The following is a 23,948-nucleotide window of genomic DNA, read 5'->3' as shown; positions in this document are numbered from 1 at the left end:
AGATGGGAAGATGGCGTTGCGGGATTTTTTGCCGCGGGCGTGGTGTTCACAGCGGCGCGGCGTTTTGCTTCTCGCCGCAGTCCATAGAAGCTTTCCGGCTTCTGCACGTTGCGTCCTTCGCGTTCTTCGCGTGAGGCTTTCCCTCTTTCCGTGATGATTGCTGACAGCCCCGGGTGCATTTCGAATATGGGCTGGCGGTTAATCTTCTGTATTTTTGGCGGGTTTCCGCATACACCATACAACGCTTATGAGTCATCTTTGTTTTGCCCGGCTGTTCCGGTGTTCGCCGTTCGCTCTGTTCGTGTCGTGTCTGTCGCTGTTCGCGTTGACGGCGCGGGGCGCGGAGAACGGAAAGCCGGTCAATCTGGCCCTGGTGGCGACTCCGTCGAGTTCCTATTGCTCCGGCGACACCACGCTCAATGCGCTCAATGATGGAGACACGCCCCGGCGGTCGTTCGCCGCGCCACACGAAGCCTACGGCAACTGGCCTCACACTGACACGGTCTGGGTGCAATACGACTGGGACCGGCCGATTTCCGCCAACCGGATGGAGGTTTACTGGTGGATTGACGGGCAGGGTGTGGGCGCGCCCAAGGCGTGCCGGCTGTTGTATTGGAACGGCAGCGAGTTCGTCCCGGTGCCGAACGCCGCCGGCCTGGGCGTGGCGCGAAATCAGTTCAACACGACCACCTTTGATCCGGTGCACACGACCAAACTGCGGCTGGAAATCGTTTCAGACGGGCGGCTCTCGACGGGCATTCTCGAGTGGAAGGTCTATGACGCGGGCGATTCGCCGGGCTTTCCGCCGTCGGTGAACGCGGGCATTGATCGCGTCGTGATCATCGGCGGCAAGACCTACCTCTCCGGCGCGGTCAAATCGCTCAAGGGCGAAAACATCAAGACAACGTGGTCGAAGACGTCCGGGCCGGGCGCAGTGAACTTTGCGGACGCCGGCGCGCTGGAAACCACGGCCACCGTTTCGGAGCCGGGCGATTACGTGCTGAAGCTGACCGCGCTGGACGGGGACTTGAGCGGCAGTGCGACGTTGAAGCTGCGCGCCGAACCGCCGCCACCCAAGGAGCGGCTCAATGTCGTTTACACCAAGCATTACAGCATCAACAGCCCGCTCTGGCAGGCGCGGGCGAAGGCGCTGATTGTGAACTGGATTCCGCACTGCATTGACCAGATCAACGCAACGAACCTCACGGAAGGGCAGGGCGGCATTGACAATTTCATCGAGGCGGGCAAGGCGCTGCGCGGCGAACCGCACGGACACCACAAGGGTTACGTCTTTGCCAACGCCTGGGTGCATCAAACCGTCGAGTCCATGTGCATTGCGTTGATGGTGGATCCGCAGGGCGATCCGGACATCCTTAAGGCACAGGCGAAGATGAAACGGACGCTGGAGGATTGGATTCCGATCATCCTCGGGGCGCAGGAACCGGACGGTTATTTGCAGACGGCCTACACGCTGGCCGACCGCCAGCGCTGGCCGGAACGCTGGTCGCCGGAACACCGCGGCGACCACGAAGGCTACGTCGCGGGCTATTTCATCGAATCGGCCATCAATCATTACACGCTCACCGACGGCACGGACTTGCGCCTCTACAATGCGGCCAAGAAGCTGGCGGATTGCTGGGTGGCCAACATCGGTCCGGGCAAGAAGGCGTGGTTTGACGGCCATCAGGAAATGGAGCAGGCGCTGGTGCGGTTCGGCCGGTTCGTGAATGACGTCGAAGGCCACGGCCGCGGCGACAATTACATCAAGCTCGCGCGGTTCCTGCTCGATTCGCGGCGCGGCGGCTCGGAATACGACCAGAGCCATCTGCCGCCCATCAAACAATACGAAGCCGTCGGTCATGCGGTGCGCGCGGCCTATTTCTACTCCGGCATGGCGGACATTGCCGCGGAAACGGGTGACATCGACTACGAAAGCGCCGTGATGTCGCTTTGGGACAACATCGTGAACAAGAAATATTACGTCACCGGCGGCATCGGCAGCGGCGAAACCTCGGAAGGCTTTGGCCCGAATTACTCGCTGCCGAATCATGCCTACTGCGAATCGTGCTCAAGCTGCGGCCTGATTTTCTTCCAATACAAACTGAACCTCGCCTATCACGACGCGAAGTATGCCGACCTTTACGAGGAAACGATGTATAACGCGCTGCTCGGCGCGACGGATCTGGACGGGAAGAATTTCAACTACACCAATCCGCTCGTTGATGGTCGCCGGACGCCGTGGCACGTCTGCCCCTGTTGCGTGGGCAACATTCCGCGGACCTTGCTGATGATTCCCACGTGGACCTATGTGAAGAGCGATGACGGCATCTATGTGAATCTCTTCATTGGCAGCCGCATCAACGTCGAGCGCGTCGCCGGCACGGATGTCGAGATGGTGCAGGACACGGATTATCCCTGGAGCGGCAAGATCGCCATCACCGTGAACCCCAAGCAGTCGCGCAAATTCTCGGTTTATGTGCGCATTCCGGATCGCAGCACGAGCGAACTCTACACCGAAACCCCGGCGGTCAGCGGCTACACGTCATTTGCGGTGAACGGAAAATCCTACACTCCGAAAATGGAAAAGGGCTATGCGGTGGTGACGCGCGAATGGAAGGCCGGCGACCGCATCGAACTGGAACTGCCGCTGCGGCCGCAGCGCATCACGGCGGACCAGCACGTCAATGCGGATGAGGGCCGCGTGGCGCTGCGTTACGGTCCGCTGATCTACAGCGTCGAACGCGCCGACCAATCGGACCTTTCCCAGCCGTTGAGCGCCGACCCGCTCAAGGTCGAATGGCGTGGCAACCTGCTTGACGGCGTAATGGTGCTGGAAGGAAAATGGGCCAACGGCAAGCCGATGACCGCGATTCCGAACTTCGCACGGCTGAACCGCCTCGGCCAGGTGGCGACGGATGCGGCGGACGAGCCCAAGGTGAATTACGCGCCGGGAGCCACCGTTTCCGACGCGTCATCCAGCACGGGGAACAGCGAGCCGCAACCGCGGCGGCGCAATCGCCGGAACGCGAACGGGCCAGAATCCATGGTCTGGATGCTGAACGGCAAGTAGGATAAACTTGGGACGACGAATCATTCTGCACCGACCATGTCATCAAAATGCTTTGCTGCTGGATTTATTGCCGCGCTGACCGCGGCGCCGCTGCTCGTTCTGTCGGGCTGTCGTTCAACCTCCGGGGGTGACCCGGCGAACTGCGGCCTGAAACCGCTGCCGAGCCAGGTCATCACCAACGCCGTTCCTTACCGCGCCTGTCCATTGCCGCTTTCGGCCGTGCGTTTGACGGGCGGACCGCTGAAACACGCGCAGGAGCTGGACGCGAAATACCTGCTGGAGCTGGAGCCCGACCGGATGCTGTATCATCTGCGCGAGCGGGCGGGATTGAAGCCCAAGGCGAAAGCGGGTTACGGCGGCTGGGATGGTGCCGGCCGGCAGCTGACCGGACACATCGCGGGTCATTATCTGTCCGCAGTGAGCTACATGTATGCGGCCACTGGCGACGCGCGGTTCAAAGAGCGCGCCGATTACATGGTGCGCGAGTTGAAGGAGATTCAAGACGCCCAGGGAGACGGCTATATTGGCGGCCTGCTCGCCGACGTTCGGAAGGACGGCAAGGTGACGCTGGTGGACGGCAAACAGCGCTTCGAGGATCTGGCCAAAGGCGTGATTCAATCCGGCGGCTTCGACCTGAACGGGATGTGGTCGCCGTGGTATGTGGAGCACAAGCTCTACGCCGGTTTGCGCGACGCGTATCGCCTGACGGGCAACCGCACCGCGCTCGATGTGGAAGTCAAGTTCGCCGGGTGGGCCGACGGCATCCTGTCGCAGCTCAGCGAGGCGCAGATTCAAAAGATGCTCAACACCGAATTCGGCGGCATGAACGAGATCATGGCCGACCTATACGCGGACACCGGCGATCCGCGCTGGCGGAAGGCATTCCAGTATTTTGAGCACCACGCGATTGTCGATCCGCTCGCGCAGCACCGGGACATCCTTGCGGGCAAACATGGCAACACGCAGGTGCCGAAGCTGCTCGGCGATTTGGTGTATTACATTTACACGGGCAACGCCACGAACGGTGCGGCGGCGAAATACTTCTGGGATCAGGTGGTTGATCATCACAGCTTCGCGACGGGCGGCCATGGCAAGGACGAGTATTTCGGCGAACCGGACAAGCTGAACGACCGCGTGGATGGCCGCACCGCCGAAACCTGCAACGTTTATAACATGCTCAAAATGACGCGGACCCTGTTCGCGCTGGAGCCGGACGTCAAATACGCGGATTTCGAGGAGCGCGCGTTGTTCAATCACATTCTCGCCTCGATTGACCCGGCGAACGGACAGACCTGCTACATGGTTCCCGTGGGGCGCGGCGTGACGCATGAGTATCAGGACATGTTTGAAAGCTTCACCTGCTGCGTCGGCACCGGCATGGAAAGTCACGCGTTGCACGGTGACGGCATCTATTACGAATGCCGGGACAAACTCTGGGTCAATTTCTACACGCCTTCGACCGCGGACTGGCAGGCGATGAAGGCGCAGCTGGAAGTGCAGACGGATTTTCCCGAAGGCGAAAGCGTCTCGGTGAAGTTGCACCTGAAATCGGCGAAACACTTCACGCTGGCGTTGCGGCGGCCAGGCTGGGCAGGCGACGGGTTCAAGGTGGCCATCAATGGTCAGGATGTAGATGCGCTGCCGGCGCCGGATCATTACGTGGAACTGACGCGGCGCTGGCGCGATGGCGATGTGGTCACGCTCAAGCTGCCCAAGCACCTGCACGCCGAGCCGGTGCCGGACAATCCGCGCCGGGTCGCGCTGATGTGGGGTCCGCTGGTGCTGGCGGGCGATTTGGGGCCGCAAAACTGGCGCGGCGCGCGGCGGGATGACCTGTCGGTGGTGCCCGTGCTGGTCACGGGCGACCCGAATCTGTCCGACTGGATCAAGCCCATCCCGGGCAAGCCCGGCGATTTCCGGACCGCCGGCGTTGGGCGGGAGCGCGACGTGGATTTGATTCCATTCTACCGGCTGCACGAGCGCACCTACGCGGTGTATTGGGATTTGTTCACGCCTCCGGAATGGGAGAAACGGGCGGCCGAGATTGCGGCGGAACGCGAGCGGCAACACAAGCTGGAACTGGCCACGGTGGCCTTTGTGCAGCCGGGCGAGATGCAGTCCGAGCGCGACTTTAATCAACAAGGGGAGGAGTCGGAGCCGGACCGCATCATGGGCCGCGCGGCGCGGCGCGGACGCAACTGGTTTTCCTTCGATGTGCCGGTGGATCCGGCGCATCCGATGGCCGTGGTGGTGACCTATTACAGCGACGAGTGGCGCAAACGCACGTTCGACATTCTGGCGGATGGACAAAAAATTGGCGAGCAGGTCGTCGCCAAGGACGGCACCCCGCGTTTCTTCGACGTCAAATACGCGATCCCGGCCGACGTGGTGAAGGACAAGTCGAAGGTTACGATCCGATTCCAATCCACGAACGGAAGCGAAATTGCCGCCGTCTTCGGCGTGCGGATGATTCGGGCGGACAGCGACCGTTGACGGGTTGGGTTGCGGTGCACTGGATGCCGAACGTCCCTGGACTTGCTCCCCGCTGGCTGACTTGCCGGAGGGGAAATCCAATTCCATCCCTTGAAGCGGTAGCGCATCCACCGTGCTGAAGACCACGAACATTCTCGGGCCGTGGACGACAAACGTTGCGACCTCGCCATTGCTGATCACCAATCCAATCGGCAACCAATTCTTCCGCGTTCAATCGCAATAGTCGGGGAAGGGGTGGGCAAGTCACGCCGGAAGGGCCGGAGTCATCCGGCCCTTCCCTTCTTTTGGTGCGGCCCAATCGTCGTCGCGGTTGTTTGGCCCGGGCGAACGCGAAACCAGCACCGGGCTTGAAATTTCAGCGTGGTTGTGAACTGATGTGGCCAACCGCATAGACACGACCACCATGCGTGACCCAACGTTGAGAAATGCAAATGCATTTCGCCCCGCCTCGCGATTGCTGGTGGAGCGACGCGCGCTGGCGTTTGGAATCATCGCCGGACTTCCGCTTCTGGCGGCGGCGGCTCTGAATTGCGAAATATTGGACAAGCCTTTGGATGGCGCTGATGGCATCACGTTGGTGGCCGGCAAGGTCCGGGCGGCATTGGTGGTGGCAGATCAGGACGAGCCGGTCGTGCATTTGGCGGCCAACCTGTTGGCGGATGATGTCCAGCGCGTGTCCGGGCAACGTCCCGTCGTAACCAACACCCCGGCCGCGGCGCCGCAATTGGTCATCGCCGGAACGTTGGGCCAAAGTCCGTTGATCCAAACGCTGGTTGCCGACGGGAAGCTGAAAGACCTCGACACCCTTCGCGGCCGGTGGGAAGCCACGCGCATGGAAATGGTGGAGCAGCCGTTTCCGGGCGTGGCGCGCGCCCTGGTGATTGTTGGCAGCGACCGGCGCGGCACCGCCTACGGATTGATGCACCTTTCTGAAGTGATCGGCGTTTCACCCTGGTATTGGTGGGCGGACGTTCCGCCGCGGCACCGCGAGGCCCTGGCGATCCGCGTTCCGACGCCGCAAATGGATGCGCCGGATGTCAAATATCGTGGCTTCTTCATCAATGACGAGGACTGGGGCCTGTTTCCGTGGGCGTCAAAGACCTTTGATCCGGAATTCAAAAACATTGGTCCGAAGACCTACGCACGAGTCTTTGAACTGATGTTGCGCCTGCGGCTGAATTATCTGTGGCCGGCCATGCACGCCTGCAGCACCGAGTTCGGTTCCGTTCCCGAAAACGTTGCGCTGGCGGACCAGTTCGGAATTGTGGCCGGCTCGTCCCATTGCGAGCCAATGCTCTGCAACAACGTTCATTGGAATGAAAAGGCGCGCGGCCTTTGGAATTACAGTCTCAATCGCGATGCCATTCATTCCTACTGGGAGGACAACGTGAAGGCCCGCGGCAGCGAAGAGGCCGTCTGGACCATCGGAATTCGGGGCATTCACGATGCTGGCATGGAGCGGCCGCCGAACGACCTGCCGGGCCGAATCAAACTGATGAGCGAGGTTTTTCGTGACCAACGCGAATTGTTGGACCGGTATGTGACCCGGAAATGGGGGCCCGTGGCCCAGTGCTTCGTCCCCTACAAGGAAGTGCTGCCGATTTATGATGCGGGTTTGCCGGTGCCCGATGATGTCACACTCGTGTGGGGGGACGACAATTTTGGCTACCTCCGCCGCCTCAGCTCGTCCGCCGAGCGGAGGCGATTGGGTGGGGCGGGGGTTTACTGGCACCTGTCCTACTATGGCGGTCCACATTCCTACACATGGATCAACACCACGGCGCCTGCTCTCATGTGGGAGGAGTTGCACAAGGCTTGGGAAAACGACGCCCGCACCATTTGGGTGATCAATGTGGGCGACCTCAAGCCGATGGAAATCGGCATCGACTATTTCTCGCGCCTGGCGTGGCATCCGGACGGCCTTCCACTCGGAATGCAACGCCGGTTTCTGACCGGCTTTGCCGTCGCGAATTTCGGGGAAAAATTCGCGGCGCCGATGGCCGAATTGTTGATGGAATTTTACCGGCTGGGCACCATCCGCAAACCGGAGCTGATGGAACGAGAGTGGGCGCTGTCGCTCACCCCGGAGGAGGCGAAGCAACTGGCGGACGATTATCAAAAAATGCTCGACCGCGAACGGGTGCTGGCGGATGCCATGCCCCACGAGGCGCGTGATGCTTTCACCGAACTGGTTGGTTTTTCCGTCCAGGTGCTTGGCGAGACGGGGCAGATTTTCCTGGCCGACCGGCATGTCCAGCGCGGCGAAAATGTTTCGGCCAACGCGGAACAAATCAACCGGCTGCGCGGCGACCTGGAACGGCAGGTTCGGAACTACAACACGAACCTGGCCGGCGGAAAGTGGAATTACATCATGCCCGGCCTCGTCACCGGGAAAAACCTGATGGCGTGGAACAGCCAGGTGCGCTGGCCCTGGGGTGAAAAATCCGCTTCGCCGACCAATGCCGTGGCCAAGGGAAACTCGCCGGCTGCCGGCATGCACTGGCGTGATGCGGCCACCGCTGACCGTCAAATCGCGACGGGTCCGGCCCGCTGGTCCGCCGTCGAAGGTCTTGGTCCATCGGGAAGGGCCATGGCGTTGCAGCCCGCGAACCTGGCCGCGTCCTGGCCGGAGGATGACGCCGCCGCGCCGGCCCTTGAATTTGATTTCGACGGCAAAACGGGCGACGCCGAAGCTTGGGTGGACTTTCTGCCCACCTTTCGTCTGTGCCCCGGCATGAAGCTGCGGGTGGCCGTGTCTGTGGATGGCGCCGCGCCGGCGATGATTGAGGTGCCGGGGTCCAGCGGTGCCGAAAACGAAAACGGGCGCGTGCGCAGCGAAGCGGTGCAGGACAATTACGTGCGTGCGAAGGTGCCGTTGCCTGCGCTGGTGGCCGGCCGGCACACCTTGAAAATTCGTGCCGTGGATCCGGGCGTGGTGATTGACCGATTGGTCTTGCCTTGAGCGCTTCGTGAGCGGGCGAAATACGGCTTCCGTTCCGCCGTGAAAATGCCCCAAAGAGATTCTTTTGGGACGTCGGAACGAACTGGCGCGGTCGGATTTTTGGAGCCCATCGCGTTGCGCGACGTCTCCTGAAGGGAAGTGCCTGATTTCAAAGATGGTGGAGCCGAGGAGATTCGAACTCCTGACCCCCACAATGCCATTGTGGTGCTCTACCAACTGAGCTACGACCCCATCCGTAAAGGCGGCATCAATCTAGGGAGGTCGCGCCCATTGTCAAAGCCATTCTCCCGCGGCCGCGGCAAATCTTTGGCGGCCGGGCGGCTCCCCCGTGGCCGGGCAAAACTCCATTTTGACTTTGGGCGGATTTTATCCAATCTATTGGAGAGCCCAATGACATAACCTGAGTTGAGTTTCGCCACAGATGAAACCAGTCCTTCAGCGCGGCGGTGCGAGACGTTTCCTTTCCGGTGGGCCCGCCTTCACTTTGGTGGAATTGTTGGTCGTCATCGCGATGATCGGCATTTTGTCGGCCCTGTTGTTGCCGGCCCTCAACCGCGCCAAAAACCGCGCCCAAGCCGTCGGCTGTCTCAGCAACACCCGCCAGCTTGGGCTGGCTTGGACGCTTTACGCGGATGATCACGAGGGCCGCCTGCCGTATAACCTCGGCGGTGACGCTTCGCGGTCCACCGTGGCCCAGCGGACCAATTTGAACTGGGTCAACAACATCATGACGTGGGAGCTGGACCCGGACAACACCAACACGGCCACCATCACCGAGGCCAGCTTGGGACCTTACGGCAACCGGTCAGTGAACATTTACCGATGTCCGTCCGATCACGTGCTGAGCGCGATCCAAAGGCAGGCGGGCTGGACAGCGCGCATCCGCAGTTACTCAATGAATGCCATGGTGGGGGATGCCGGGGAATTGTCGCGCATGGGCTCCAACGTCAACAATCCGGGCTATGTGCAGTTTTTCCGGATCACCTCCATTCCGCATCCGGCGGAAATCTTCGTCTTTCTGGACGAACATCCGGACAGCATCAACGACGGCTATTTTTTGAACCGTGCCTCCTACCAGGAATGGGTGGATCTGCCGGCCTCGTATCACGACGGGGCGGCCTCGTTCTCCTTTGCCGACGGTCACAGCCAGTTGCGCCGCTGGGTGGTGGACAGCACCAAGGCCCCGGCCAAACCGGATGGGGCGGCGCTGCCGTTCTACGTCTCCCGCACCCAGTCAGCCGACTTCAAGTGGATCACGGATCACATGAGCGTGGACAGCGATTCAGTGCCCCGCAGCGGGTATTGAGTTTATTCCGTCAGCACTCAGAGAAACTGCGCGAGAAAAGCTTCATCACCCGGCGCGGCCAGCAGGTAAACATTGTCGCCGGCACTCCAGCTCGCGGTCATCAATTTGTTCACCTGCTGCCATTGTGGTTCGCCACTGGCTGGAATGTCCGATGCCGCCTGCCGGTTGATGACGAAGAGAAACAGATCCGCCTTTTCGGTGGGTTTCAGTGGCCGGCCGGATTTGAAACAAACCATTGTCACCGGATGGCCCTGCCATTTGAGCACGCCACACCCGGCGCTGGCCGCGGCCGCGAGCCGTGGCGGCAGTTGATAATCGGCCCGCGCACCGTGCTCGGCCAGGTAGGCGCGGATCACCGTCGGGCTGTTTGTCTCCAGATCCATGCCGTAAATCCGCAGCGCCTTCCGCACCATCCGGCTGCGGTAATTCGTGTAGCTCAATTCATCGTTCGTTCCGGTGCGCTGCGTGAGCCAGAAGCCGGCGCCGCCCAGCATGAGGAGCAAAAACGCCGCGGTGATCAAGGCTGGCATTTTTCGTCCTGCTGGGGCAGGCGCCGGGCGCTCGGAAAGAATCTGCTCCAGGAGGGCGGCGGGCGGCTTCACGCGCAGCAGGCTTTCGCGAATTTGATCCTGACGGGCACAATGCCGCGCAAACCAGCGGGACAGGTCCGCATCCTGGCGGACGAGTTCGAGGGCCGCGTTCGTTTCCGAGTCGGCCGGCTCCTCGGCCCAGGGCCGGTGGCTGGCGAGAATGCGCTTGGCGTCGTCGCGAGTCATGGGTTCAGCCCTCCGTTTGAATGCGTTGGGGTGGGGTCATCGTTCAGGAGCTTTTGCAATTGCGCGATTCCCCGGGCGATGCGCGATTTTACGGTTCCCATGGGCACGTCGAGAATGGCGGCGATTTCCTTGTAGGCGTAATCTTCCAGATAAAACAGTGCCACCGGCGCTTGGTAAACGGCATCCACGCGGGCCAGTGCCTGCAAGACCTGCGGGGCGTCGAGTTGATTGGCGAGTTCGGGGGCCGGTGCGGCAAGTGATTCGTCGGCGGCATCCAGTTCTTCGTGCGGATGCAGCGTGGCACGGCGGCGCGTCTCCAGAAACAGCCGGTGCAGCGTGGTAAACAACCAGGTCTTGACCTTGCCCCGGTCGCGTAATTGGTGCCCCTTGCTGGCCCACACGTAGAAGGTCTGTTGCGTCAAATCGCATGCGTCGGCCTCGTCGCGGCACAGGCTGAACGCGAACCGGTAGAGTGGCTCGTAAAACCGGGCCACCAGGGCTTCAAATTCAAGCTCCGCCGCCATGTCGCATGTGTAGGAGCAACAAGCCGCCAAAATGTTCCCGGGGACGGATGGTTGCGTGCCTCACTCTGCGCGGGGCCGCCCGTGAATTCGAGCGGAATTCTCGGGAACAAACTTCCCACTGGCCCCTCGTAAGGAACGTGAAGCCGAGATGGATCCCGTCGTGCCGGCAAAAAAGCGGGCGAATTCAGGTGGCATCCGTGCGCCCGCCGGGCCGCCGGGCCACCCGACACCGGGTGCCCGTCTGGCCATGGACCGAAGAAAGCTGGCACCCGCGCATGGCGATCCGGGAGCAATCCCGGGCGGCCGGGCTGGCCATTCTCAGCACACAAAAAAATACACGAGTCGCGTGATGAAAAACTGCTTGATGGCAGGCGCAACCGGTCTGGCGGCCGCTTTGACGGCGACGTTGGTGGCACTCGTGCTGTCGGCGCTGTTGAACTCCTGCTCCTCGGTGCCGGCGACCGTGGAACTTTTGCCGACCATTCCCGGAGCCACGTATGTCGGCAGCCGTGCCTGCGCCGACTGCCACGCGCAATATGTGCGCCGTTTTCCAGCCAGTCCGCACGCCCGCGCGCATTTTGCCGATGCGCCGGGCGGACGCGTTTCCGGCTGCGAATCGTGTCACGGTCCGGGCAGCCTTCACGTCGCGGCGGGCGGCGGGCGGGGCAAGTTCATCATCAATCCGGGGCGGGATCCGTCGGCCTGCTTTGCCTGCCATTTGGAAACGCGGGGCGAGTTCAGCCTGGCGCATCATCATCCGGTCGCCAGCGGGCAGATGAACTGCGTGCAGTGTCATGACCCGCACGGGATGGACATATTCAAATCGTCCGGCGGGCTTGCCATGGCACGCGAGAATGAAACGTGCGCCGCCTGCCATCGCGAACAAACGCGGCCCTTCGTCTTCGAACACGAGGCCATGCGGGAGGGCTGCACCACGTGCCACAATCCCCACGGTTCTGTAAATCGCAAGCTGCTGGTCCAGGCCGACGCCAACCTCTGTCTGCGCTGTCATGCGCAGAATCAGGGCGTCGCCGGCGGCACGGGCGTGGTCATGATTGGTGCCGTGGATCACACGGCATTTTTGAGCCGGGCGACCTGCTGGACGGCAGGCTGCCATACCGCGGTGCATGGCTCCAACGTCGATCCTCGATTGCAATACTGAAGCGACACCAGATCGAACATGCCAACTAACCACAACCTGTTGAACGGAGGCGGGGTGAAGCGGCTGGCGGCTGGCTTCGGCCAATGCTGGCCACGGCTGGTGTTGAGTTTTCTGGCCGCCCACACCGGCGTCCGGCTGATGGCTGCCGAAGTGGATGTGGCCAAGCTGCCGCCGCCCGCCGGCGTGACGGTGGATTATGACCGGGACGTCCGGCCGATTTTCGAGCAGTCATGCTTTCGTTGTCACGGCCCCAACAAGGCGAAGAGCCGGTTTCGCCTCGACAACCGGGAGTCCGCGTTGAAGGGCGGTGATGACAACACAAACGACATTGTGCCGGGCGACAGTGCGCGGAGCCGGTTGATTCATTACGTCGCCGGGCTGGATCCGGACACGCAGATGCCACCGGGCGACAGGGACAAGCCGCTGACGGTTGCGCAAATCCGGCTGCTGCGGGCCTGGATTGATCAAGGCGCGCATTGGTCCACGAACGCGCCGTCCAAGCTGTCGCTTTCAATCACGCCAACGCTGCGCTGGATTTCGGTGCATGGCAACCGGAGCCAGTTTCGAGAGATCGAAGGCATCAATGACGGGTGGGCCGGCGGGCTGGAGCATTTTGAGTTGCATGAGCAGGTCAGCCCCGACACGGCCGCAAGTGTTGAAGGCCGGGCGCTGGCCGGGGACGAGAATTACCGCCTGGCGCTCCGTTTGGTAAAGAACGACGTCGGCTTCGTTCATGCTGGCTTTGAATCGTGGCGCGAATTTTACAACGACACGGGCGGCTTTGCCCCGACACTGCCGACCAACGCCTTTGCGCTCCACCGTGATCTGCATCTGGATGTCGGCCGGGCGTGGTTTGAGGCCGGCTTGACACTGCCTCATTATCCGCGGCTGGTTTTGGGCTACGAGTATCAGTTTCGTGAGGGCGATAAATCGACATTGCAATGGGGACCGGCGGGCACATTGCCGCCGTTTGATCCCAACACGGATGCGAAGTCCGTTTACCCCGCTTTCGAGCACCTCGACGAACACGCGCATCTTCTCAAACTGGATGCCAGCCACGAATTGCGCGGCTGGGAACTGGCGGACCATGGGGTGGTGGAATTTTATGATCTTTCCACTCGACGGCAGAATGCGGCGGCGGACACGTTTGGCCCGGGCCCGGACACGCTCGTGGTCGTGCGGGAGACGTATCATCACGTCAGCGGGGCGAACACCTTCCGGGTGAACAAACAACTGGCTGACTGGCTGTCCGTTTCGGGCGGCTATTTGTATGCGCGTCTTGAGGGCGACGGCACGCTGGATCAAAGCACGCTCGCCGGCAATGGCCAGTTCACCGGCGGTCTGCAATGGCAGGCGGACCGCCTCATGATGATGCGGGAAACGCACGCCACGAGTGTGGCCGGACTCGCCGGACCATGGGCGGGATTGAGCCTGTCGATGGGCGGGCAGGGGGAGTGGGTGCGACAAAAAACCGTTGGGCAGGAGGACTTGCGCATCGGTGATCCAAGCATCCCCATCCTGTTCTCGGATCCCTCGGCGGTGACGGGGGATTTGGACACGGCCAGCGCACGCGAAAATGTGCTGCTGCGTTACACGGTAATCCCGTTCACCATCCTCTCCGGCGAGCTGCGGTTGCGGCAGGAGAGCCTGGCGCGGTTTGATGAGCGTCCTGACGGTTCGGAAGCGTTCGCCCTCGACACGGATGCGGACATTCAAACGTCCGAATATCGCACCGGCTTCAACACGTCACCGTGGTCCAGCGTTTCCTTCGGCGCGGATTACCGCCGGCGTGACCGGCGCACTGACTACACGCACGTGGAACCCTTCAACCCGAGCGGTCATCTCTATCCGGGTTTCATTCTTTGGCGCGACATTGTGGACAATCAGGTGGACGCGCGGGTCACGTGGCGGGCGAACGCGTGGTTGCGGACCGCATTCACCTTCAAGTGGGTGCAATCCGACTTCAACAGCGCCACCGGTCCGGTGCCTGGTTCCTCGCCCGGCGGGGCCATCGACGCCGCCAATTTTGAATCGCGGGTTTACAGCCTGAATGCCGTGTTGACACCGTTTCGCCGGCTTTTCTTTTCCGGCACCTTTTCCTTTTCGGATTCGCTCACGCGCACGGCCAGCAACGGCGCGGGCTATCTGGCGCCGTGGCAGGGCAACGTTTACAGCGTCCTGACCAGCGCCACCTTTGCGCTCAGCCCGGCGACGGATTTGCGGGGAAGTTACGCGTTCACCCAATCGGACTACGGCCAAAACAACGCCGCGAGCGGCCTTCCGGCGGGCATCGTTTATGACCGGCATGCCGTTCAGGTTTCGCTGGTGCACCGCTTCAAGGATGGGGTGACCACCACCTTGGGCTACGGATTTTTTCAATACCACGAGCCCAGCTTTGGCGGGCTGAACGACTACCGCGCGCACGCCTTGTTTGCGAGTGCGACCATTCCTGTTCCGTGAAACTGAAACCCATCAAACCATGAAAAAAGTGATTCATCTGTCCCTTCGTTGTCTGACCGTTACAGGGCTGTTCCTTGTTGCCCCGGCGCTTCTGGCTGCCACACATGTCGTGCAAATGACCGGCAGCCTGACTTTCGTTCCCGCCACGCTGGCCATCGCGAAAGGAGACACGGTGATCTGGACGAATGTCAGCGGCATCACGCACACGTCCACCAGCGGCAGCAGTTGTTCGCCGGATGGTTTGTGGAGCAGCGGCAACATTGCCGGTGGGGGGACGTTCAAATTCACCTTCACGAACCTGAACACGGGTGTGTATCCCTATTTTTGCGTGCCGCATTGCTTTCTCGGCATGACCGGCACGCTGACCATCACCAACGGTGCCAATACGGCGCCGCTCGTCAGCATTACCAACCCCGCGCCCGGGGCAAAGTTCCTCGCGCCGGCCAACGTGCTGTTGCAGGCTTCGGCCAGCGACGCGGATGGCAGTGTGGCCAGCGTGCAATTCTTCAGCGGGACCACCTCGCTTGCAGATGTCGCGGCGGCCCCGTATCAAACCACGGCCAGCAACCTCGGTGCCGGCAATTATACATTTACCGCGCAGGCCGTGGATGACCTGGGACTGGCAACGACGTCCGCGCCCGTGACCATTCAGGTGCTGACGAGCGCAACGATCGTGAATCCCGGTGCTGCCGCCGGGAGCTTTCACTTCGACGTCAATGCGACCGCGGGGCAGGCTTACATTGCGGAGTTTTCCACGAACCTGCTCTCGTGGTCGGCGTTTGCGACCAATGCCAATGCCGCACCGGTCATCTCCTTCACCAACGTCGTGGGGACGGATGAGCGACGGTTCTACCGCGTCCGCCAGGACTGGCCTTGACGGCGCGACTTGGCCTCGCCAAGTCGCGGCGGCGCTGGCATGTTGCCCCCGATGAAGCAACTGGTCATCGCCACCCGCAACACGCACAAGATCGGAGAGATTCGTGCCATTCTTGGCAACGCCTTCCAGTATTCCACACTGGCCGATTATGTTGGCTCACCCCACGTGGTCGAAGACGCGGCCACGTTCGAGGGCAACGCGCGCAAGAAGGCCATCGAGATCGCGCGCTGGCTGTCCATCAATCGTGAGACGATGGGCAGGGAGGCGGCGGCCGCCTGGCATGTGCTGGCCGACGATTCCGGTTTGGAGGTGGATGCATTGAACGGCGCTCCCGGCGTGCATTCGGCCCGCTTTGCGGCGCTCGACACCGGGGCGCCGGGAAACTCCAAGGATTCGGAAAACAACGCCAAGTTGTTGCGGCTGCTGGGGGACGTGCCCGGGCCGCGGCGCACCGCCCGGTTTCGCTGTGTGCTTGCGCTCACGCCGGTGCTGGCCGGCACGGTGGACAGCGCCTCACCGGTTTGTCTGGCCGACGAATTTGAACTGAGCACCCATGTGTTCGAGGGGGTTTGTGAAGGCGTAATTGGCTTTGAACCGCGCGGCGGGGACGGCTTCGGCTACGATCCGTTGTTTTATCCCGTCGGTCTCGAAAAGTCCTTTGCGCTGCTGCCGCGCGCGGAGAAAAACCGCCTCAGCCATCGCGGCCAGGCCCTGGCCAAACTGAGACAGCACTTCCAGCGGCCGCGTTCCTAGGCGCGGCGGGTTTCGTGCAGTGATTCAATCTGCCTCCGCAACCTGCCGTTGCTGGCAATCATCCGGTAACCGCTGCCATCGCGCAGGCGCTCGCGCCAGAATTCACCGCCCGCCCGTTCCACAATGAAGCCGCCGGCCGCAATGTCCCAAATGCTGATGCCCCGCTCGATGTAGGCGTCGAATCGTCCGGTCGCCACGTAGGCCAGCGCCAGCCCGGCCGCACCCATGTTGCGCACCTTGCGGGAGCGGCGTGACAGGTTGCGGAACAATTTCAGGGCAATGGCCATCGTCTTTTCATTTTTGCCGTAGCCCATCGCGCTAATGGCGTCGCTCAGCCGGGCGCGTGTGCTGACGCGGATGGGTTTGCCGTTCAAGCGCGCCACGTCGCCGGCCGTCGCGCTCCAGAGTTCATCCATGAACGGATCGTAAACCACGCCGACGATGGTTTCGTAGCCGCCGTCCATCTGCGCCGTTCGGGAACGGCTGCGCACCTGGAGGGCAATGCAGACGCACGCGTGGGGAATGCCGTAGGCGAAATTCACGGTGCCGTCTATGGGATCAATCACCCAGCGTGCCGGCGCGTCGGCCAGGCCCGATTCACCTTCCTCGCCGAGCACTGCAATGGCGGGAAAATCCCGGGACAGCCGGCGTTCGATCAGCCTCTGGCAGCGCACGTCCAGCTCGAGCTTGATGTCGTGGGTGGCGCGGAGGTTGACCGTCTTCGTCGCCGTCAGGTTGCGGCGCATCAGCGCGCCGGCTGCGCGAGCGGCGGCAACGGCGCAGCGCAGGGCGGCATTTTGCTCAGCCTTGTTCATGTGCGGCGTAGTCTGGCGGAATTCTCCTTCCGAGGCGAGCAATGTTCGGGCGGTGCCGTGGGATGTCGCGATGGGGCCGGGCGTTTGGAACCAGCAACTGGCCACGTCGTGGGGCAGCTTTCCGGTCGGGGGGAATCATTGTCAAACGGAGTTTGACCGGCTCGGTTGGGCCCATCAGGATGACCGCAATCAGAGGGTCATGAACAAGCTGTTTCCATTCCGCTTTATCCGGGCCGCAGGTTGTTGCGTGGTTGCGCTCCCCACAGTCGGGTTCGCCCAAATTCAGTTGAGTCTGCACTTGGATCCAACTCCCGTATTGACCGTCACCGCGCCGCCCGGGACTGCCTGCCAGGTGCAGTGGAGCGACAATCTTGCCGTGACCGTCCGCTGGTTCAACCTCGGTTTTTGCCAGCTTGATGCGGTGGCGTCGGTGACGGACACGAATCCGCCCGCCGATGGTCCGCGGTTCTATCGCGCCGTGCAGGTGCCCGGCACGAACATGGCGTTGATCCCTGCGGGCCGCTTTGCGATGGGCGACACCTTTGCCGAAGGATTCGGCGGCGAGCGGCCCGTTCATGACGTGAGCGTAGCGGCATTCTACATGGAGCGTTATGAAGTGACCCGAAACTTGTGGGACGACGTTTATCTCTGGGCCATCGCGCATGGTTACAGCTTCGATCATGCGGGGAGCGGTCGCGCCGCCAATCATCCGGTGCAGACGCTCGACTGGTATGACGCCGTGAAATGGTGCAACGCGCGTTCGGAAATGGAGGGACGCGGCTGCGCCTACTTTACGAATGCCTCGTTCGACGCGCCTTATCGCACGGGGCAAATCGACCTCGCCAACGATTGCGTGGACTGGAAGGCCAGCGGTTACCGGCTGCCGACCGAGGCCGAATGGGAAAAGGCGGCGCGCGGCGGTGCGGCCGGATTGCGTTTCCCGTGGGGAAACACCATTTCGCCGGCCGATGCGAATTATTTTGCCAGCACGTTTTACAGTTACGACACGAGCGGGACGAACGGGTTTGACCCGGTTTACGGCACGGGCGACGCGCCTTACACCAGTCCAGTGGGAGCGTTTGCCGCCAATGCCTACGGGCTTTTCGACCTGGCCGGCAACGTCTGGGAATGGTGTTGGGACGCCTACGATGGCTCTTGGTATGACAACCCCGGCGCCGTTGCGCCCGATCCGCGCGGTCCGGCGGGAGGCGCCACGAACCGCGTGTTGCGCGGCGGCTCCTGGCAGACGGATGCCTCCTTCGCGCGTTGCGCCAATCGGACTTACTTCCCCTATTCCGGCGCGGACGGGGCGGCGTATGATCTGGGGTTCCGTTGCGTTATCACCGCTCCCGTTCCGCTTCCTGCACCGCTGGCAGCGGCACAACTCGTGGACCCGGCATGGCTCGGCGACGGTGCGTTTCGCTTCACCATCACCAATCTGACCCCGGGCAGAACCAACATCGTGGCCGCGTCCGCCGATTTGGCGACGTGGACGCCGGTGTGGACGAATGTGCCGGTTACCAGCACCGTGGAATTCACGAATCGACCAGCCCCGGGTGTGGCCAAGTCGTTCTATCGAACCTGGCAGGTGCCTTGAACCGGGCCGCAGGCGACGGGCCCGCAGTTCATTCACTCCGGCAAATCCGCCAGCGACTTTTCAATCTGGTTGTGCTTGGCCTGCCAGTCGGCAAGCCGTTGCTTGTGCTCATCGAGCACCTTCGCCGGAACCTTTTGGGCGAAGTTCGGGTTGTTGAGTTTGTCCTCAACCTTCGTGATTTCAGCGCGCACCTTCTCCAGTTCCTTCCCGAGACGGACGCGCTCGGCAGCGAAGTCCACCAGGCCGGCGAGCGGCAGGAAGATTTCGCCCAACAGATTCGCGGCGCTCGGCGTGCCTTTCGGCGGCGCCCAATCCTTCGCCACGACTTCGACGGCTTCGGCGTTCAGGAGGATCTTGAGCACTTCCACTTCGGCGGAGGCGAGTTCGCCGGCCGGTTTGAGCATGAACTTCAGCTTCTTGGCCGGGTCGAGCTTCAATTCGCGACGCAGGTTGCGGCCGAGTCCGACCAGCTCGTATTTGGCGGTGGCGACCTTGTCCGCCGCGTCGTCGAGGCCGAAGTGTTCCTTCTCCTCGGCGCTGAGCGGCTTGGGCCACGGTGCGAACATGATGGTCTTGCCGCCCTGATTTTCCGGCAGGTCCTTGCTGAATCCCATGCCATGCCAGAGTTCCTCCGTGATGAACGGCAGGAACGGATGGAACAGCCGCAGCGTGTTGCCGAGGACGAAGTCGATCACGGCGAGCTTGTTGGCGGCGAGCGCGGACCCACCCCCAGCCCCTCCGGAGGAGGGGAGCTGACGTTCGGACGTGAGTTCGGAGTTCCCCTCCTGGGAGGGGGTAGGGGTGGGTTTCCCGAAGGCAGCTTTAGACGCTTCGACATACCAGTCGCAATACTCGCTCCAGAAGAAACGGTAGAGCGCCTGCACGGCGGTGGCGAAGTTGTAGGTGGTCAACGCCTCGCTGACTTCGCGGATGGCCTGGTCAAGGCGGAGGAGAATCCACTTGTCGTCCGAGGTGAGCAGCGACGGATTGATCTCGCCTTCAAATTCCGCACTCCGCGTTCCGCACTCCGCACTTGATTGCATCTGGCGGAAGCGGCAGGCGTTCCAGAGCTTATTGCAGAAGTTGCGGCCGAGCTCGACGTCCTTCTCGTCGAAGAGCACGTCCTGGCCCAGCGGCGCGCTGCGCATCGTGCCGAAGCGGAGGGCGTCGGCGCCATATTTCGCGATGAGTTCTAGCGGGTCGGGAGAGTTGCCAAGCGTCTTCGACATCTTGCGGCCCTGCTTGTCGCGGATGATGCCGGTGAAATAGACGTTCTTGAACGGCAGGTCGCCCATGTATTCGTAGCCCGCCATGATCATGCGGGCGACCCAGAAGAAGATGATGTCCGGCCCGGTGACGAGGTCCGTGGTCGGATAAAACTTCTTCAACGTCTCGGTGTTCTCCGGCCAGCCCATCGTGGCAAACGGCCAGAGCCAGGAACTGAACCATGTGTCGAGCACGTCGGGATCTTGGGTGAAGCCGCGACCTTCCAAATATTTTGCCGCTGTTTCGGAATAAGTAACGGCTTCAACTTCAATCCAATTTTCATCCTCTGAAAGATTGTGCCACCAATAAATCGCGTCAGCGCTTTCAGCCAATGTGTCTTCGATCAAACGACGTGAATCAGACTTTTTGTCTGTTCCAAGTTGTGTTCCAAACTTTTTGCGAATCGCATCGAGTTTGGAAGAGACATCATCAACGGAGCGCATCAAATGTCCCAGCTTTGGATCGTCTGCGATTTCTTGCTTTGAATAACGCCGACTCCACACCGGGATCTGATGCCCCCACCAGAGCTGGCGGCTGATGCACCAGTCCTGGATGTTCGTCAGCCAGTGGTCGTAGGTTTTCGCCCAGCGCTGCGGATGGAACCGCATTTTGGGGAGCGCACGCGTCCCGCGTGCCGCATCGGGCGTCGCGCCCGATGCTTGTTCCTCCAACTTCAAATCGATGGACGAGGATTCCGGCGAGACGCCGGAATCGGCACGCGAGACGCGTGCGCTCCCATCTTCATCCTGTTCCACACACGCCCTCGCTTGCTCCACGGACGGATACTTCAAAAACCATTGTTCGCTCAAGCGCGGTTCGATGGGCACATCCGCGCGCTGGCTGAAGCCCACGTTGTTCTCGTAAGGCTCGGCTTTGTCGAGTGCGCCCGCGCCTTCCAGGATTTCCGCCGCCTTCTTCCGCGCGACAAAACGGTCCAGCCCCGCCAAGTCAGCGCCGGCCACGGCAGTCATTTTTCCATCCGGGGTCAGCGATTCGATGATGGGCAGTTTGTGACGCTGGCCGATCTCGAAGTCGGCCTTGTCGTGTGCCGGCGTCACCTTGAGCACGCCGGTGCCGAACTCGAAGTCCACGTGTTCATCCGCGATGATCGGGATGATGCGCTGTTCCTTCGGCACATCGAGCGGCAACGCACGATACACGTGCTTGCCAATGAGATGCGTGTAACGCGGGTCCTTCGGATTCACCGCCACGGCGGTGTCGGCGGGAATCGTCTCGGGACGCGTGGTGGCAATGGTGAGCCAAACGCGGCCTTCGGAGTCCACTTGCGGGCCGCCGGGTTTCCCCTCACCCGGCCTATCGGCCACCCTCTCCCCATCCGATGGGGAGAGGGAAGGGGTGAGGGGCCGCGCGTTCTTTGTGATTGCTTCGCCCTTTTCCACCACTTCAACGCAGAAGTGATACATGAAACCCTTCTGCGGTTTCATCTCCACTTCCTCGTCGGAGAGCGCCGTTTGCGTTGCCGGGCACCAGTTCACCATGCGTTTGCCGCGATAGATGAGGCCCTTCTTGTAAAGCTCGACGAACACCTTTTGGACGCAGCGCGAATACTCCGGGTCCATCGTGAAGCGTTCGCGGGACCAATCGCAGCTCGCGCCAAGTTTCTTGAGCTGGTTGATGATGATGCCGCCTTTTTCTTCCTTCCACTTCCAGACGCGCTTGAGGAATTCCTCGCGGCCAAGATCGTATTTGGTCTTGTGCTCTTCCTTCTTCAACGCCTTCTCGACCTGCACCTGGGTGGCGATGCCGGCGTGGTCGGTGCCGGGGAGCCAGAGGACTTCCTTGCCGTCCATGCGTGCCTTGCGGCTAAGGATGTCCTGGATGGTGTTGTTGAGCACATGCCCCATGTGGAGCATGCCGGTGACGTTCGGCGGCGGGATGACGATGGAATACGCCGGGCGCTTGTCGCTGACGCGCGACGGGTCGGCGGTGAAGCAGCCTTGCTCCACCCAGAAGTCATACCATTTGTCCTCAACAGACTGAGGTTCGTAGGCTTTCGGAATTTCAGACATATTTTTAAACCGCGGAGACGCGGAAGCGCGGAGAGGAAAGAATTAATTCCGGTTCCTCCGCGTCTCTGCGCTTCCGCGGTGAATTCATTTCTTCAACAACGCGAACTCCAACGAGTCCACGAGCGCCTCCAACGAGGCTTCGATGATGTTTTCGCTGACACCGACGGTGCCCCATTCGCGCTTGCCGTCAGTGGACGTGATCAACACGCGGGTCTTCGCCGCCGTGCCGGTGCCGGCGTTGATGATGCGGACCTTGTAGTCGGTGAGTTCGATCGCTTTCAACTTCGGAAAGAAGCTGACCAGTGCGCGGCGCAACGCGGCATCGAGGGCGTTCACCGGGCCGTCACCTTCGGCGACCGTGTGGGCGATCTTGTCGCCGACGCGGACGCGCACCGTGGCTTCGCAGATGGATTCCTTTTTGTCGCGGCGCATCGAAACGTGATAGGTCTCGATGGTGAACAGCAGATCGGGATTGTGCTCCAGGATGCCGCGGATGAGCAGGGCCATCGAAGCCTCGGCGGCTTCGTATTCGTAACCGGCGTGCTCGCGCTCTTTGATGGCATTCAGGATTTGCTTCAACTCTGGCGTGTCGTTGCGGAGTTTGAAGCCGAGATCCTGCGCCTTCATCACGATGTTGCTGCGCCCGGCGAGGTCGCTGATCAAAATGTTGCGCGCATTGCCGACCAGCTCGGGGTTGATGTGCTCATAGCTGGCTGCGAGCTTCTGGACGGCGTTGACGTGGGTGCCGCCCTTGTGCGCGAACGCGGCGGAGCCGACCCACGGCAGACGCGGGTTGTGCCGGATGTTCGCGACCTCGTCCACGAACATGGAAAGCTCCTTCAACTTCGGCAGCGACTTGGCGGGCACGCAGGTCTTCTTCATCTTCAACGCCACGCACGGAATGACGCTGGTGAGGTTGCAATTGCCCGTGCGCTCGCCGTAGCCGTTCACGGTGCCTTGCACGTGACACGCGCCGGCTTCGAGCGCGGCAATCGCGTTGGCGACGCCCATGCCGATGTCATCGTGCGTATGGATGCCGACCCGGCAATTCAACTGGCCGACGGCGAACTTGGTGATGGCCGCCACCTCGCCCGGCAGACAGCCGCCGTTCGTGTCGCAGAGCACGACGAAATCCGCGCCCGCCTTTTCCGCGGCGTGCCACGTGGCGAGGGCGTATTGGGGATCGAGCTTGTAGCCGTCGAACGCATGTTCGCAGTCGTAAACGACAAATTTTCCGTGGTCCTTCAGATACTTCACCGTGTCCGCGATCATCGCGAGGTTTTCCTCGGGCGTGCAGCGCAGGACCTCCTTCACGTGCAGCATGGAAGTCTTGCCGTAAATCGTCACAACGGGCGTGCCCGCCTCGATGAGCAGACGCACTTGATCGTCGTGCTCGACCGCGACGCCCTTCTTCCGGGTGGAACCAAACGCCGCGAGCTTCGCGTGCTTGAACTTCCGCTTCTTGGCCTGTGCGAAGAACTCGATGTCCTTGGGATTGGAGCCTGGCCAGCCGCCTTCAATATAATGAACCCCGAATTGGTCGAGTTTCTCGGCGATGCGGAGCTTGTCCGCGACCGAGAAATTGACGCCTTCGCCCTGCGAACCGTCGCGCAGGGTCGTATCATAGATTTCGACTTGGGGTTTCATCGTTATGCCGCCAAAGCGGAGCCGGATTAAACCGAAAAAACGCCCCTGACGCAAAGGGCAAATCAGGTCGCTTCAACTTGCCCGCGCCGGGGTGACGCCCTACGATGCGCGGCACAACGCATGACTGCATTCGACGCACCCGCCCGGCGCGGCCCTTGAGCCATGGACAACTCCTTGCCCCGCGTCGCCATCGTCATTCTGTCGTGGAAC

The 23,948-nt window shown here is 61.7% G+C and carries 14 protein-coding genes and 1 tRNA gene; 9 read left to right on the top strand and 6 right to left on the bottom strand.

Annotation, left to right across the window (positions count from 1 at the left end; translation table 11 throughout):
- The first annotated feature begins 247 nt into the window (after positions 1-247).
- The 3 genes from VFV96_18955 (at position 248) to VFV96_18945 (ending at position 8,525) form a co-directional block, all read left to right on the top strand.
- Positions 248-3,070, top strand: a complete 2,823-nt coding sequence (locus VFV96_18955; GenBank protein ID HEU5072486.1) for a beta-L-arabinofuranosidase domain-containing protein — start codon at positions 248-250, stop codon at positions 3,068-3,070.
- A gap of 36 nt (positions 3,071-3,106) precedes the next feature.
- Complete coding sequence (locus tag VFV96_18950; GenBank protein HEU5072485.1) at positions 3,107-5,563, top strand: beta-L-arabinofuranosidase domain-containing protein; 2,457 nt, start codon at positions 3,107-3,109, stop codon at positions 5,561-5,563.
- A gap of 538 nt (positions 5,564-6,101) precedes the next feature.
- Positions 6,102-8,525 carry a glycosyl hydrolase 115 family protein gene (locus VFV96_18945; GenBank protein HEU5072484.1) on the top strand — a complete coding sequence of 808 codons (2,424 nt, stop codon included), beginning with the start codon at positions 6,102-6,104 and terminating at the stop codon, positions 8,523-8,525.
- Positions 8,526-8,680: 155 nt separating this feature from the next.
- Here the strand turns inward: VFV96_18945 and VFV96_18940 are convergent.
- Positions 8,681-8,756 (bottom strand) — tRNA-Ala (locus VFV96_18940).
- Between the two features lie 190 nt (positions 8,757-8,946).
- Here VFV96_18940 and VFV96_18935 point away from each other — a divergent pair.
- Positions 8,947-9,831, top strand: a complete 885-nt coding sequence (locus tag VFV96_18935; GenBank protein ID HEU5072483.1) for a type II secretion system protein — start codon at positions 8,947-8,949, stop codon at positions 9,829-9,831.
- Between the two features lie 17 nt (positions 9,832-9,848).
- Here VFV96_18935 and VFV96_18930 read toward each other — a convergent pair whose 3' ends face one another.
- Complete coding sequence (locus VFV96_18930) at positions 9,849-10,607, bottom strand: hypothetical protein (GenBank protein HEU5072482.1); 759 nt, start codon at positions 10,605-10,607, stop codon at positions 9,849-9,851.
- The gene (locus tag VFV96_18925; GenBank protein ID HEU5072481.1) at positions 10,604-11,131 is read right to left on the bottom strand and encodes an RNA polymerase sigma factor; all 528 of its coding nucleotides are present in this window, start codon (positions 11,129-11,131) and stop codon (positions 10,604-10,606) included. The genes VFV96_18930 and VFV96_18925 overlap by 4 nt, the downstream gene beginning before the upstream one ends.
- 364 nt (positions 11,132-11,495) lie before the next feature.
- On the opposite strand from VFV96_18925, the gene VFV96_18920 reads away from it, so the two are divergent.
- The 4 genes from VFV96_18920 to VFV96_18905 are packed head-to-tail and all read left to right on the top strand — an operon-like array spanning position 11,496 to position 16,383.
- On the top strand, positions 11,496-12,293 hold the full coding sequence (locus VFV96_18920) for a cytochrome c3 family protein (GenBank protein ID HEU5072480.1): 798 nt from the start codon (positions 11,496-11,498) through the stop codon (positions 12,291-12,293).
- Between the two features lie 18 nt (positions 12,294-12,311).
- Positions 12,312-14,753 (top strand): c-type cytochrome domain-containing protein, encoded by a 2,442-nt coding sequence (locus tag VFV96_18915; protein ID HEU5072479.1) that lies wholly within the window; start codon positions 12,312-12,314, stop codon positions 14,751-14,753.
- A 19-nt stretch (positions 14,754-14,772) separates the two neighbouring features.
- Positions 14,773-15,630, top strand: a complete 858-nt coding sequence (locus VFV96_18910; GenBank protein HEU5072478.1) for an Ig-like domain-containing protein — start codon at positions 14,773-14,775, stop codon at positions 15,628-15,630.
- A gap of 51 nt (positions 15,631-15,681) precedes the next feature.
- Positions 15,682-16,383: a non-canonical purine NTP pyrophosphatase gene (locus VFV96_18905; protein ID HEU5072477.1), complete on the top strand. Its 702-nt coding sequence runs from the start codon at positions 15,682-15,684 to the stop codon at positions 16,381-16,383.
- On the opposite strand, the gene VFV96_18900 is transcribed toward VFV96_18905, so the two are convergent.
- On the bottom strand, positions 16,380-17,198 hold the full coding sequence (locus tag VFV96_18900) for an inositol monophosphatase family protein (protein ID HEU5072476.1): 819 nt from the start codon (positions 17,196-17,198) through the stop codon (positions 16,380-16,382). The genes VFV96_18905 and VFV96_18900 overlap by 4 nt on opposite strands.
- A gap of 286 nt (positions 17,199-17,484) precedes the next feature.
- On the opposite strand from VFV96_18900, the gene VFV96_18895 reads away from it, so the two are divergent.
- Positions 17,485-18,795 carry an SUMF1/EgtB/PvdO family nonheme iron enzyme gene (locus VFV96_18895; GenBank protein HEU5072475.1) on the top strand — a complete coding sequence of 437 codons (1,311 nt, stop codon included), beginning with the start codon at positions 17,485-17,487 and terminating at the stop codon, positions 18,793-18,795.
- A gap of 32 nt (positions 18,796-18,827) precedes the next feature.
- Here VFV96_18895 and VFV96_18890 read toward each other — a convergent pair whose 3' ends face one another.
- Together VFV96_18890 and cimA are read right to left on the bottom strand one after the other, a co-directional pair.
- Positions 18,828-22,091, bottom strand: coding sequence for a valine--tRNA ligase (locus VFV96_18890; protein ID HEU5072474.1), 3,264 nt, complete (start codon positions 22,089-22,091; stop codon positions 18,828-18,830).
- A gap of 84 nt (positions 22,092-22,175) precedes the next feature.
- Positions 22,176-23,738, bottom strand: a complete 1,563-nt coding sequence (gene cimA / locus VFV96_18885) for a citramalate synthase (GenBank protein ID HEU5072473.1) — start codon at positions 23,736-23,738, stop codon at positions 22,176-22,178.
- Positions 23,739-23,948 lie beyond the last annotated feature (210 nt).

Source organism: Verrucomicrobiia bacterium, from assembly GCA_035765895.1.
Lineage (GTDB): Bacteria > Verrucomicrobiota > Verrucomicrobiia > Limisphaerales > DSYF01 > DSYF01.
The sequence above is the reverse complement of the archived record's forward strand: the minus strand, read 5'-3'. Positions and strand labels throughout refer to the sequence as shown.